10 protein-coding genes are annotated in these 13,379 nt (G+C 70.4%); 3 read left to right on the plus strand and 7 right to left on the minus strand.

The annotated features are described in order from the left end of the window. Positions 1-22 precede the first annotated feature (22 nt). Positions 23-1,399 carry an MFS transporter gene (locus tag ACSQ1L_RS02035; RefSeq protein WP_435991451.1) on the plus strand — a complete coding sequence of 459 codons (1,377 nt, stop codon included), beginning with the start codon at positions 23-25 and terminating at the stop codon, positions 1,397-1,399. Beyond that, positions 1,396-2,184 carry a nucleoside triphosphate pyrophosphohydrolase gene (mazG, locus tag ACSQ1L_RS02040; RefSeq protein WP_435991453.1) on the plus strand — a complete coding sequence of 263 codons (789 nt, stop codon included), beginning with the start codon at positions 1,396-1,398 and terminating at the stop codon, positions 2,182-2,184. The genes ACSQ1L_RS02035 and mazG overlap by 4 nt, the downstream gene beginning before the upstream one ends. 274 nt (positions 2,185-2,458) lie before the next feature. On the opposite strand, the gene hflX is transcribed toward mazG, so the two are convergent. From hflX to dusB, 6 genes are all read right to left on the minus strand, one after another. After that, positions 2,459-3,760 carry a GTPase HflX gene (hflX, locus tag ACSQ1L_RS02045; protein WP_435991455.1) on the minus strand — a complete coding sequence of 434 codons (1,302 nt, stop codon included), beginning with the start codon at positions 3,758-3,760 and terminating at the stop codon, positions 2,459-2,461. A 77-nt stretch (positions 3,761-3,837) separates the two neighbouring features. Continuing rightward, positions 3,838-4,083 carry an RNA chaperone Hfq gene (gene hfq, locus ACSQ1L_RS02050; RefSeq protein WP_055830158.1) on the minus strand — a complete coding sequence of 82 codons (246 nt, stop codon included), beginning with the start codon at positions 4,081-4,083 and terminating at the stop codon, positions 3,838-3,840. 106 nt (positions 4,084-4,189) lie between these two features. Then, positions 4,190-5,053 carry a D-amino-acid transaminase gene (locus ACSQ1L_RS02055; RefSeq protein ID WP_435991456.1) on the minus strand — a complete coding sequence of 288 codons (864 nt, stop codon included), beginning with the start codon at positions 5,051-5,053 and terminating at the stop codon, positions 4,190-4,192. Next, a complete protein-coding gene (gene ntrX / locus ACSQ1L_RS02060) occupies positions 5,050-6,468 on the minus strand; it encodes a nitrogen assimilation response regulator NtrX (RefSeq protein ID WP_435991458.1) in 1,419 nt (472 codons plus the stop codon). Before ntrX ends, ACSQ1L_RS02055 begins: the two co-directional genes overlap by 4 nt. A 9-nt stretch (positions 6,469-6,477) precedes the next feature. Continuing rightward, positions 6,478-8,778: an ATP-binding protein gene (locus tag ACSQ1L_RS02065; protein WP_435991460.1), complete on the minus strand. Its 2,301-nt coding sequence runs from the start codon at positions 8,776-8,778 to the stop codon at positions 6,478-6,480. Continuing rightward, entirely contained in the window at positions 8,775-9,827 is a 1,053-nt protein-coding gene (gene dusB, locus ACSQ1L_RS02070) for a tRNA dihydrouridine synthase DusB (RefSeq protein WP_435991462.1), read from the minus strand. The genes ACSQ1L_RS02065 and dusB overlap by 4 nt, the downstream gene beginning before the upstream one ends. A gap of 63 nt (positions 9,828-9,890) precedes the next feature. Here dusB and ACSQ1L_RS02075 point away from each other — a divergent pair, with 63 nt between their 5' ends. Further along, positions 9,891-11,042, plus strand: a complete 1,152-nt coding sequence (locus ACSQ1L_RS02075) for a bifunctional 2-C-methyl-D-erythritol 4-phosphate cytidylyltransferase/2-C-methyl-D-erythritol 2,4-cyclodiphosphate synthase (protein WP_435991464.1) — start codon at positions 9,891-9,893, stop codon at positions 11,040-11,042. Here ACSQ1L_RS02075 and ACSQ1L_RS02080 read toward each other — a convergent pair. Beyond that, complete coding sequence (locus tag ACSQ1L_RS02080) at positions 11,039-13,351, minus strand: spermidine synthase (protein ID WP_435991466.1); 2,313 nt, start codon at positions 13,349-13,351, stop codon at positions 11,039-11,041. The genes ACSQ1L_RS02075 and ACSQ1L_RS02080 overlap by 4 nt on opposite strands. Positions 13,352-13,379: the final 28 nt, after the last annotated feature.

The raw sequence follows: 13,379 nt of genomic DNA on the forward strand, positions 1-13,379 counted from the left end.
CCGCCGCGCTCCGGACCCGTCCATGACCGACGCCGCCTCGCCCGCCCTGGCTCCCGGCGCCCCGCGCCGCTCCAACGCCATTCTCGCCGCCTTTTCGGGGCCATGCCTGCCGCTGGCGGCCTTCGGCGTCGCCCTGCCTGTGACCCTGCCCGAGTTCTACGCCACCTTCGTCGGGCTGGAGCTCGGCGTCGTGGCGGCGGTGTTCATGGCCGTCAGGTTGATCGATATCGTCTTCGACCCCTTCATCGGCTGGGGCATGGATCGGACCAAGACCCGCTTCGGCCGCTATCGCCCGTGGATGGCGCTGTCGACGCCCATCCTGATGCTGTCGGCGCTGATGATGTTCGTGCTGGTCCAGCCGGGGGCGGGCGCGGCCTATCTGTTCGGCTGGCTGCTGGTCCTCTACCTCGGCTTCTCGATCGGCACGCTGGGCCAGCTCGGCTGGGCCTCGGTGCTGGCGCCGCAATACGACCAGCGCAGCCGCGTCTACGGCTGGTGGCAGGTGTTCAACATCATCGGCGTGATCCTGATCCTGGTCCTGCCGACCATCGTGGTGAAGAGCGGCATCGGCGATTACGCCGACGGGGTGCGCATCATGGGCTGGGCCATCTTCATCGCCCTGCCCGTCACCATCGGCCTGGCGATGTTCGTCGTGCCCGAGCCGGTCAACGCCGGCGCCGCCCCGCATGGCGGGCCGCGCGCCTACCTGTCCCTGTTCGGCAAAAAGACAGTGCGCAAGTTGCTGTTCGCCGACCTGCTGCTGGGCGTCGCGCCGGGCATCACCGGCTCGCTGCTGTTCTTCTTCTTCGGCCAGATCAAGGGCTACGACCACACCGAGGCGTCGCTGTTCATGCTGTTCTATTTCGTGGCCGGACTGGTCGGGGCCCCGTTCTGGGCCTGGCTCGCCACCAAGATCGGCAAGGACAAGGCGCTGGCGACGGCCAGTCTGGTGTTCGCGGCCTTCTACATCGGCGCCACCCTCGTGCCCGGCGGCAATTTCGCCCTGACCGCCGTGGCCATGTTCATCGCCGGCCTGCCCTACGCCGCCGGCCTGTTCCTGCTGCGTGCGATGATGGCCGACGCCGGCGACGAGGTGCGGCTGGACACGGGAATCGACCGTACGGGCCTGATGTTCTCCATCCTCTCGGCCACCACCAAGATCGGTCACGTCGTGGCTCTGATCCCCTATCTGATCCTGCAATGGGTCGGCTTCCGCGCCCTGCCGGGACCCGACGGCAACAGCGAGACATCGCTGCTGACGCTGCAGATCCTGTTCATCCTCGTCCCCGGCCTGCTGCTGGCCGCGGCGGCCCTGGTGCTGAAGGGCTATCCCCTCACTCCTGCCCGGCACGATGAAATCCGGCTGGCGCTGCAGGCCCGGGACGGCGAGGCCGCATGACCACGCCCATCGACCGCCTCAACGCCATCATGGCGAAGCTGCGCGACCCGGTCGGCGGCTGTCCGTGGGACGTCGAGCAGACCTTCGCCACCATCGCCCCCTATACGCTGGAGGAAGCCTATGAGGTCGCCGACGCGATCGAACGCGGCGACATGGACGACCTGCGCTCCGAACTCGGCGACCTGCTGTTCCAGGTCGTCTTCCATGCCCGCATGGCCGAGGAACAGGGTCTGTTCGCCTTTGACGACGTCGCCGCCGCCATCGCCGACAAGCTGGAGCGCCGCCACCCGCACGTCTTCGGCGACGAGGCGGCCAAGCCCGACGGCGCCGCCCAGAAGGTCCGCTGGGAGGATATCAAGGCCGCCGAGCGTGTGGCCCGGGCCCAGCACGGCGTTCTCGACGACGTCCCCGTCGGCCTCCCTGCCCTCGCCCGCGCCGCCAAGCTGACCAAACGCGCCGCCCGCGTCGGCTTCGACTGGCCCTCGACCGACGAGGTCTTCGACAAGCTCGACGAGGAGGTCGCCGAACTCCGCGCCGAAATCGCCGCCGGCGATCTCGACAAGGCCCGCGACGAGATGGGCGACCTGCTGTTCGTGCTCGCCAACCTGGCGCGCAAACTGGGGGTGGAGCCGGAGGACGCGCTGCGCGGAGCGAATGCGAAATTCGTGCGGCGGTTCGGGTTTATCGAGGCGGAACTGGCAAAGGACGGGCGGACGCCGGAGCAGTCGGACCTCGCGGAGATGGACGGGCTGTGGGACGCGGCGAAGGCGGCGGAGCGGGGATGAGCGAAACTGCGTCGTCATGCTTGTTCGTGATCGAAGATGATTTCCACGCCGAGGTTATTGGCCGATTTCAAACCCGCACTGGAGCTATTGAGGCCCTTCGCGCGTGGGCCGACTCGCCTTGGGATTCTGCACCCAACAAAGCGCCGTGTACGAGTTGGCCGACCTGCGGACGCGAATATGTGCTGATTGAATTCGACACTTCCGACGGGACATGGCGAGAGATCGACAGAAGACCCGCGTTGAAGGTCTCCGCGGCTTCGGCTGAGTGGCTGCTCTAACCGAACTGCCGCTCGAACCGCCCCAGCGCCGCCGGGTGCAGCCGCACCACCACATGCGTGCGCCCCTCCCCGTCCGTCTCGCGCCCCGTGACGCGGCCGTTCTCGTACAGCCACGCCAGCGCCTCGCCCTGCGACGGGTCCAGCACCAGCTCCGTCTCCGGATCGTCGTCGATCAGCCCCGCGATGGTCTCGCGCAACGCCTCGATCCCCTCCCCGGTCCAGGCCGACACCGCCACGGCGTTGCCCTGCGCCCGCAGCCGCTCGGCCTGGCCGAGCACCGCCTCGCGCGCTTCCGCGTCCAGCAGGTCGATCTTGTTCCAGACCTCCAGCACCCGGCGGGTCTTGCCCTCCGGCGTCTCGATCTGTTTGAGCACCGCCTCGACGTCCTTGCGCTGCGCCTCGCTGTCCGGCGACGCAATGTCCCGTACGTGCAGGATCAGGTCGGCCTCGCCGACCTCCTCCAGGGTGGCGCGGAAGCTCTCGACCAGTTCGTGCGGCAGGTCGGAGATGAAGCCGACGGTGTCGGCCACGATCGCCGGCCGGCCCTGCGGCAGGCGGATGGTGCGCTGGGTGGTGTCGAGGGTGGCGAACAGCAGGTCCTTGGCGACCACGTCCGAGCCGGTCAGCCGGTTGAACAGGGTCGACTTGCCGGCGTTGGTGTAGCCGACCAGCGCCACCGCCGGGAACGGCACGCGGGCCCGGGCCTTGCGGTGCAGGCCGCGGGTGCGGCGGACCTCCTCCAGTTCGGTCTTCAGCTTGACGATCCGGTCGGCGATCAGGCGCCGGTCGAGCTCGATCTGGGTCTCGCCGGGGCCGCCGGTTGAACCGGTGCCGCCACGCTGGCGCTCCAGGTGGGTCCAGGTCCGCACCAGCCGCGACCGCTCGTAGTCCAGCCGCGCCAGCTCGACCTGAAGCCGGCCTTCCTTGGTTCGCGCCCGCCGGCCGAAGATCTCGAGGATCAGGCCGGTGCGGTCGATGACCTTGCAGTCCCAGGCCTTCTCCAGATTGCGCTGCTGCACCGGCGACAGGTCGTCGTCGACGACCACGGCCTCGGCGTCGGCGGCGCGGACCAGCGCGGCCAGCTCCTCGACCTTGCCCGAGCCGAACAAGGTGGCCGGCGTCGGCTTGCGCACGCGTACGATCTCCTCGGCGCGGACGTCGAGGTCGAGCGCCCGGGCGAGGCCGGCGGCCTCCTCGAGACGCTCCTCGGCCAGCCGCGAGCTCTCGCTGCGACCGTCGGGGTGGATGACGATGGCCCGGATCAGCGGGACGGCGTGGTCGATCAGTGGGGTGGCCAAGTGGGCGTGCAGCTTTCTGGGAGTCGGGCGGTGACGACAGATAGGTATGCGACAGCCGCGGGGCTATCCCTGAGGGATCAGTCCTCGTCCGCTTCCGGCTCGTACAGCTGCACCGGCGCCGACGGCATGATGGTCGAGATGGCGTGCTTGTAGACCAGCTGGGACTGGCCGTCGCGGCGCAGCAGCACACAGAAGTTGTCGAACCAGGTCACGATGCCCTGCAGCTTGACCCCGTTGACGAGGAAGATGGTCAGCGGCGTCTTGGTCTTGCGGACGCTGTTGAGGAAGGTGTCCTGAAGGTTCTTGGACTTGTCTTGCGACATGGCAGGTTCAGCCTGTTCTTGCTTGTTGCGCCGGCCGGGGGAGCGGTCGGGGCCGGATCGCGCGTCCGGCCCCGCACCTTAACCGCCCCTGCGGCGCTCGCAACGCCTAGATGGCGTCGCGGCGCGCCTGATCGAGGTACAGGGCGCGCAGCCGCGTCGCCACCGGGCCGGGCTTGCCGTCGCCGATCCGGGTCCCGTCGATCGACACCGCCGGCATCACGAAGCCGCTGGCCGAGGTGTAGAAGGCCTCCCGCGCCCGCTTGGCCTCGTCGACCGAGAAGGCCCGCTCCTCGACCGCCAGCCCCTCGTCGGCGGCCATCCGCATCACCGCCGCGCGGGTGATGCCGTGCAGGATGTTTGACTGGGTGTCCCGCGTGCGCAGCTTGCCGTCCTCGTCGACGATCCAGGCGTTGGTCGAGGAGCCCTCGGTGACCAGCCCCATCTCGTCGACCATCCACGCTTCGGCCGCGCCGCGTTCCTTCGCCGCCTGCTTGGCCAGCACGTTGGGCAGCAGGCCGACCGTCTTGATGTCGCAACGGCCCCAGCGGATGTCCGGCTGGGTGATGACGGCGACGCCCTTGTCGGCCGCCGCATTGCCTTTCGACAGCGGCAGGGAACGCGCGGTGACGATCACGCTCGGCGGCGTGCCTTCGGGCGGGAACGGATGGTCGCGCCGGGCCGTGCCGCGGGTCACCTGGATGTAGACCAGCCCCTCGCGCACCCGGTTGCGGCGCACCGTCTCCTTAAGCACCCGGCCCAGCGCCTCGCGGGTCATCGGGATCGGAATGCGCAGTTCGTCCAGGCTGCGGTGCAGGCGGGTCATATGGCCGTCGAAGTCGGCCAGCCGCCCCTCGAACACCGACCACACCTCATAGACGCCGTCGGCGAACTGGAAACCGCGGTCCTCGACATGCACCGTCGCATCGGCGTGCTGGCGGTAGGTTCCGTTGACATAGGCGACGCGGCTCATGCCTCGAGGGCTCCTTCTTCCTCGTCCTCGACAGCCCCGCGCGCGGGCGACACGCCCAGCGACTTCAGCTTGCGGTGCAGGGCCGAGCGCTCCATGCCGATGAAGGCGGCGGTGCGCGAGATATTGCCGCCGAAGCGCATGATCTGCGCGGCCAGATATTCGCGCTCGAACACCTCGCGCGCCTCGCGCAGCGGCAGGGCGATGATCCGCTCGGCCCCCAGCGAGCCGCTCGACCCTGCGCTGGTCGCCTCCTGCGGCAGGGCCTCGGCGCCGATGGGTTCGTTGACGTCGCCGGTCGCCAGGATCAGCAGCCGTTCGACGTTGTTCCTCAGCTGGCGGACATTGCCGGGCCACGGGTGGACCTGCAGCACGGCGATGGCGTCGTCGCCCAGCCGCCGCCGCGGCAGCCCCTGCGATACGGCGAGGGTTTCGATGAAATAGTCGACCAGTTCCTGGATGTCCTCGCGCCGTTCGGACAGGGCGGGCACGCGGATCGGCACCACGTTCAGCCGGTGGAACAGGTCCTCGCGGAACCGGCCCTCGGCGATCTCCTGCTTCAGGTCGCGCGAGGTGGAGGTGATCACCCGGACGTCGACCTGGACGTCCTGCTCGCCGCCGACCCGGCGGAAGCGCTGCTCGACCAGCACGCGCAGGATGCGGCTCTGGCTCTCACGCGGCATGTCGCCGACGTCGTCGAGGTAGAGGGTGCCGTTATGGGCCCGCTCGAAGACACCGATCTTGCTCGGACGGCCGTCGTGACCTTCCTCGCCGAACAGCTCCAGGTCGAGACGCTCCGGCGTCATGCCGGCCGCCGCGATGGCCACGAACTCGCCGCGGGCCCGCGCGCTGGCCTCGTGGATCTGGCGCGCCACCAGTTCCTTGCCGCAGCCCGGCGGGCCGGAGATCAGCACCCGGCTGTTGGCCGGGGCGACCTTGGCGATGGTGCCGCGCAGCGCCTGCGCCGCAGCCGACCGGCCGATGAAACCGGTCGGGGCCGCGACCTGGGCCCGCAGCCGCCGGTTCTCGCGCTTCAGGGATGAGGCTTCCAGCGCGCGCTGAACAACCACGACCAGGCGGTCGGACTTGAACGGCTTCTCGATGAAGTCATAGGCCCCACGCTGCAGGGCCGTGACCGCCGTCTCGATGTTGCCGTGCCCCGAGATCATCACGACCGGCAGGTCGGGATCCAGCTCCTTGATGACGTCCAGCAGCTCCAGCCCGTCCAGGCCCCCGCCCTGCATCCAGATGTCCAGAAGGGCCAGAGATGGCTTGCGCGCCCGGATCGCGGCGAGGGCCTCGTCCGAGTTGGAGGCGACGCGCACCGCGTGGCCCTCGTCCTCGAGCAGGCCGGAGACCAGTTCGCGGATGTCCGCCTCGTCGTCGACGACCAGAATATCGGCTCCCGTGGATCGCATGTCGCCTCGCTATTCGCCGGCCGGAACAGTCCGGGACCGGGACGCCTTCGCGTCCTTGCCTCCGGTCGCGCCGGTCGCTTGCAGTGGAGATTTCAGGGGGAAGATCAGGCACACGCGCGCGCCGGACAGCTGCTCGGCGTCGGCCAGCTTAAGCTCGCCGCCGTGTTCCTCGCAGATGCGCTTGACGATGGCCAGGCCCAGGCCGGTGCCCTTCTCGCGCGTGGTCACATAGGGTTCGGTCAGCCGGTCGCGGTCGCGGGCCGGCAGGCCGACGCCGTCGTCCTCGATGATGAAGGTGGCCATGTCGTCGGCCACTTCCAGGCGCGCGGATACGCCGGGGCGCTTGCCGTCCGCCGGCTTCGGGGCGGCCGCCCGCCGCGCCGCCACCGCCTCGCCGGCGTTCTTCAGAATGTTGGCCAGGGCCTGTCCGACCATTCGTCCGTCGGCGTGCAGCACCACCTTGGGCAGGGGTTCGATCAGTTCGACGCCGATATCGGGCGCGGCCACGCGCTGGGCGAAGACCGCCTCGCGCAGAAGTTCGGCCGGATTCTCGGCGGTGAAGCGGGGCGCCGGCATGCGCGCAAAGGACGAGAACTCGTCCACCATCCGGCCGATGTCGCCAACCTGGCGGATAATGGTCTCGGTGCAGCGGTCGAACACCTCGACGTCGTCGCCGACCTGTTTGCGGTAGCGCCGCCGCAGCCGCTCGGCCGACAGCTGGATCGGGGTCAGCGGGTTCTTGATCTCGTGGGCGATGCGACGGGCCACGTCGCGCCAGGCGGCGTTGCGCTGGGCCGTCACCAGTCGGGTGATGTCGTCGAAGGTCAGCACCATCTCGCCGCCGACGCCGCCCTCGATCCGCACCCGCAGGCGCCGCGTCTCGCCATCGCGGCTGACGTCGATCTCTTCCTCGATATGCGCTTCGGCCCGGCCGGCCAGTTCGCTCAGCTCCGGCGCCGCCTCGCCCAGCGGCCGGCCGATGATCCGGGCGTCGGAGAGGCCCAACAATTCCACGGCGCTGTCGTTGATGGCCGAGACGCGGCGCCGCTTGTCCACGCCGATGACTCCGGCGGAGACGCCCGACAGCACGGTCTCGATGAACAGAGTCCGGCCCGTGGCCTCTTCGCTCGCCGCCCTCAGCGCCGCCTGCTGCGCCTCGAGATCCCCGGTCATGCGGTTGAAGGCGGCGGTCAGGTTCTTGATCTCGCCCGGACCGTCCTCGCCCTCGACCCGCGCTGTCAGGTCGCCGCCGGCGACCCGGTCCGCCGCCTCGACCAGCCGGCCGATCGGCGCCGAAATGGCCGTCGCCGCCGACATGCCCAGCCACACCGCGCCGACCAGCACCAGCAGGGCGGTCTCGATATAGCTCAGGGCGAAAGCGACCTGGATGCGTTCCCGGCTCTCCTGCGCCTCGCGGTAGGCGACGATCGCCGCCTCGCCGTTGCGCATCTGGGCGATCAGGCCCGGCTGCATCGGGCGCACCAGATAGAGATAGGCGTCGCCATAACCCGATAGCGGATAGAGCGTGCGGATGGTGTCGGGGTTTTCCGTTACGTTGATGGGCGCGGTCTCTCCCTGCGCGGCCATCTGGATGTCCTGCTGCGAGGGAGCGAGATACGGGGGAGCGCCCGCCAGTTCGCCCTGGGCCAATACCTGCCCCTGTCCGTCAACGATATAGAGCGCGGGATAGCCGAACAGGTCGGCCATCTGGGCCAGGACCTCCGAGAATTGGATCCGGTAGGCGAAACGGGAGCGGGCCTCCGGGGCCGCCAGCTCATCCGCGATGACCTCGAGGTCGGACTCGACCTGGAGGCTGACGTCCCGGACGTAGGCGCGACCGATCTTCGCGCTGTTCTGCACCGCGGATTGAACATTGCCGCTGAACCACTGGTCGACGCCCCGGTTGACCAGCACCCCGAACACGAGGGCGATCAGCACCGCCGGCACGAGCGCCACCAGCGAGAACACGGTGACGAAGCGCAGATGCAGCCGGGCCCCGGCGTGGGTCCGGCGCTGGAACAGCGAGAACACCCGTCGCCCGATGACGATCGCCAGTCCGCCGATCAGCAGCAGATTGATGCCCAGGACGATCAGCACGGCCTGGCTCGCCATGCCCCGCGCGCCCTCGCCGCTGGCGCCGGGCGCCACGGCCACCAGCCAGATCGCCGCGATCGTGATCAGGAAGGCCACGGTGTAGGCGATCAGGAAGGTGGTGCGCCGACGCTCTTCCGACCAGCCGGCGAACCAGCGCGCCGGCCCGCGGAGCGGGGCGGCGTCGGGTCCGGTTGCCGTAGGGGGCGCGTCCGTCATGCCGCTCCAGCTTCGGCGAACTGTGGCTCAATATCAACAGCGGAGTTGCCGGAAAGCGTCACCGGCCGCCACAGCTCGGCCAGCGCCGTCTCGACCTCCTCCGGCGCATCCAGCCGGCACAACCGGGCCTTGGCGGCGCGCCGTTCCAGCGGATCGGTGGGCCAGGGCGCCTGTTCGATGTACCAGCCGAGATGTTTGCGGAACATCTTCAGGCCCAGGGGCAGGCCGTAGAAGGCGACCGAGGCCCGCAAATGCTCGATCACGATGGCCAGCCGTTCCGCCGCGCCCGGCTCTTCCAGCACCGTGCCGTCGGCCAGCGCCCGCTCCAGATGCGCCGCCAGCCAAGGCCGCCCATAGACGCCGCGGCCCAGCATCAGGGCGTCGGCGCCCGACTGCGCCAACGCCGCCCGCGCGTCTTCGGCGGTGACGATGTCGCCGTTGACGATCACCGGCACGCCCACCGCCGCCTTGACCTCGCCGACCGCGCTCCAGTCGGCGGCGCCGGTGTAGAACTGCTGACGCGTCCGGCCATGCACCGTGATCGCCCGGACGCCGATGGCCTCGGCCCGCCGGGCCAGTTCCGGCGCGTTGCGGCTGGCGTCGTCCCAGCCCAGCCGCATCTTGACCGTGACCGGGCGGGAGGTGGCGGTCACCGCCGCCTCCATCAGCCGGCAGGCCAGGTCCGGCGTCCGCATCAGGGCCGAGCCGCACGCCGCGCCCGTGACTTCCTTGGCCGGACAGCCGAAGTTGAGGTCGATGATGTCGGCTCCGGCCCGCTCGGCCATGCGCGCGCCCTCGGCCATGGCGGCGGGATCGCGCCCGACCAGCTGGATCACCGTCAGCGGAAGGCCCTCTCCGACGGCCGCGCGCCGCACCACGTCGGGCCGCGCCCGGGCCAGTTCGGCGGCGGCGACCATCTCGGTGGCGACATAGGCCGCGCCCAGCCGCGAGGCCAGCCGCCGGAACGGCAGGTCGGTGATCCCGGTCATGGGCGCCATGAACACCCGACCGGGCGTCCACACGTCGCCAATCTGCACGCCTGTGGCCATCGGCCCCTTACCGCTGCTTGACGCGCCCTCGTCAAGCACGACGGCGGCGATTAGAAGGCCGGAATGACATCGCCCCTCCCCGCCTTCGCCGCCATTGTGGTCGCCGCCGGTTCCGGCTCCCGCGCCGGCGGCGGCAAGCAGTGGCGGCTTCTGGGCGGCAAGCCCGTGATCCGCTGGTCGGTCGAGGCGCTGCTGGCCGCGGGGGCCGAGGATCTGGTCGTGGTGGTGTCGCCCGGGTCTGGGGCCGAGGCCGGGGACGCCCTGGCCGGCCTGACGGGATGGCGGCTCGCCACCGGCGGGGCGGCCCGCGCGGATTCGGTGCGCAACGGTCTTTCCGTCCTCGGGGGTCCGGGCGAGCGGCCGGTGCTGGTCCACGACGCCGCGCGGCCGATGCTGGACGCCGCCGTGATCCGCCGGACGCTCGAGGCGCTGGCGGAGGCCGACGGCGCCCTGCCCGCCCTGCCCGTCGCCGACAGCCTGCGCCGGGCGTCGGACGGCCTCATGGACCGCGCGGTCGAGCGCGACGGCCTGTGGCGCGCCCAGACGCCGCAGGCCTTCCGGTTCGGAACCATTACGGACGCCTACGCCGGCTGGCCCGCGAACGAGTCGGCCACCGATGAGGCGACGGTGGTCCAGCGCGCCGGCGGCCGCGTCCGCCTCGTCGAGGGCGATCCCCGCCTGATGAAGCTCACCTATCCGGAGGATTTCGCCATGGCCGAGGCCCTTCTTCCCCGCCAGACCCGTGTCGGCCAGGGCTTCGACGCCCACCGCTGGGGCCCCGGCGCTTCGGTCTGGCTGTGCGGCGTCGAGATCGCCCACGACCAGACCCTGATCGGCCATTCCGACGCCGACGCCGGCCTGCACGCCCTGACCGACGCCCTTCTCGGGGCCATGGGTGACGGGGACATCGGCGACCACTTCCCGCCCACCGACCCGCAGTGGAAGGGCGCGTCCTCCGACCGTTTCCTGATCCACGCCGTCGAGCGGCTGCACGCCCGCGGCGGCCGGCTGGTCAATGTCGACGTGACCCTGATCTGCGAGCGGCCGAAGGTGAAGCCGCACCGTCAGGCCATGCGCGAGCGACTGGCCGCCCTGCTGTCGCTCCCGCTCGACGCCGTCAGCGTCAAGGCGACCACGACCGAGGCCATGGGCTTCACCGGCCGCGGCGAAGGCCTCGCCGCCCAGGCCGTGGCGACGATAGACCTGCCGCTCTAGTTCGGCCGCTCGGGCGGTGGCCGGAAGGCGCGCCACAGCGAGCCGAACAGGTTGACGTAGTCGTCCGTCCAGGGCCGCACCGACGTCTCCGGCGACACGGCCCAGTCCGGATGCGAGCGGAAGCCGGCCAGGCCCGCCTCGGTCGGCGAGATGATCAGGGCCTCGGTCGAGGCGACGGCCATGTCGGGCTGCGTGCCGTCCTCGAGGTAGAGGTTGTGCAGGCTCGGCTTGCCCAGGGCCCGCGCCGCTGCGACGGCAGGCAGGGTGATCTCCAGGTTCCGGTTCGACAGGTGCAGCAGCAGCACCCCGTCCGGCTTCAGCAGCCGCAGATAGCCCTCGATCGCCTCCATCGTCAGCAGGTGGGTCGGCACCGCGTCCGACGAGAAGGCGTCGATGATCAGCAGGTCGTACGACCCGGCCGGCTCGCGGTTCAGGGTCAGGCGCGCGTCGCCCAGCACGGTTCGGATGTCCCCCGCCGCGCAGTCCGAGATGTAGGTGAACCAGCGGGGATCGCGCGACATCCGGTCGACCATCGGGTCGATCTCGAAGAAGGTCATGGTGTCCTGGGCCCGTTTGTAGGCCGCCATGCCGCCCGAGCCCTGTCCGACGACGCCGATATTGGCCGGCCCCCGCGCCTCGACGATATCCGCCGCCTGCCCGATCGGGGTTTGCGGATTATAGTAGAGCGACGGGGTGCAGTCGAAGCGGGGGTCGCGCGCCTGGGCCCCGTGCAGGGTGGTGCCATGCATCAGCACGTGGACGTCGCCGCCCAGCCGCGGATCGACGATCTTCGCCACCCGCATGACGCCGAAGAAGCTGCGTTCCGAATAGCTGTAGTCATACCCGCGCGAGACGTACTGGGAGGCCAGGGCGGTCATCAGCAGCACCGCCGTGAACGCCGGAGCCCGGTCGCGCAGCAGGAAGGCGCAGATCGCGGCCGGCCCCAGCAGCATCATGCACAGGCTGGTCAGGTTCACGCCGGGCGCCATGCGCCACAGGGCGCCCCAGGCCTCGAGATCGGTCGTCAGCCACCACGACAGGCCTGCGGCCAGGCCGGTGACGGCGGCCGCCGCGACCAGCGTCCCGACCTCCTCGCCGCGCAGCCGGCCGTGGCCCCACGGCCGGGCCAGGCCGACGAGCACCAGCACCAGCGGGTATTCCCAGACCACGTTGAAGATCACCGGCGCCAGCAGGGCCGTGAACGCTCCCCCGACCACGCCGCCGACCGACAGCAGCAGGTAGAATTCCGTCAGCCGGTCCGGCGGCGGCCGCCGCGCCGCCAGGGTCTGGTGGCACATTAGGGCGGTGAGGAAGAAGGTCAGGATGTGGACCGCGAAGGCGATCCGGAAGTCCAGCGTGCGGAAAGCCACCACCACGACACAGAGCGCTCCCAGCGCCCCTTGGAGCACCAGGGTCACCGGCAGGGGAATCCACGGCCTCGTCTGGAAGGCGATGACGAACGTCAGCAGGTACAGGGCCAGCGGCATGACCCACAGGAAGGGCGCCGACGCCACGTCCGTCGACAGGTGGGCCGTCACGCCCAGCATCAGGCTGGACGGGGCCGCGGCGAGCAGGATGAGGACGCCTTTCTCGCGCCACGGGATCGGCGGCGTCGCGGCCAGCGGGGCCGGTTCGACGGTGCGGTCGAGACGCCGGCGCCAGACCGTGAACGCCAGCGCCGCCACCATCAGCAGGAAGGCCGCGTATCCGCCGCTCCAGCCCAGCCTCTGTCCGGCCAGGTTTGTCAGCGGCTCGATCAGGAACGGGTAGGACAGCAGCGCCAGGAAACTGCCCAGGTTGGAGGCGGCGTAGAGGACGTAGGGGTTCTTGCCGTCGGGATAACCGACCCGCACCCGCGCGAACCACGCCTGCAGCAGCGGGGCCGTCGCCGACAGCACCGCGAACGGGGCGCCGACAGACAGGGTCAGCGTCGCCAGCAGCCAGGCGATGGGCGCCGCCGGATCGGGGTCGCCCAGCCAGCCGTTGATGTGCAGCGGCAGGAACAGGGCGGCGAGCAGCAGCAGTCCCAGGTGGACCGCCACCTGCAGCTTGATCGAGGCGATCCGCTGCAGCAGGTGAGCATAGAGATACCCGGCCAGCAGCGCGGCCTGGAAGAACACCATCGCCGTGTTCCACACCGCCGGCGATCCGCCCAGCATCGGCAGGACCAGCTTTGTCACCATCGGCTGGACCACGAAGACCAGCGAGGCCGAGGTGAAGATGGCCACCGCGAACAGCAGCGGGGTCAACCGGTCGACCGGCCGAACGGGTGCGGCGGAGACGCCAGAGTCGCCGGTGGTGTCGCTCATGCCCGCCCCGTATGCTGGCGCCGCCCCG

Source organism: Brevundimonas sp. LjRoot202, assembly GCF_964253355.1.
Classification (GTDB): domain Bacteria; phylum Pseudomonadota; class Alphaproteobacteria; order Caulobacterales; family Caulobacteraceae; genus Brevundimonas.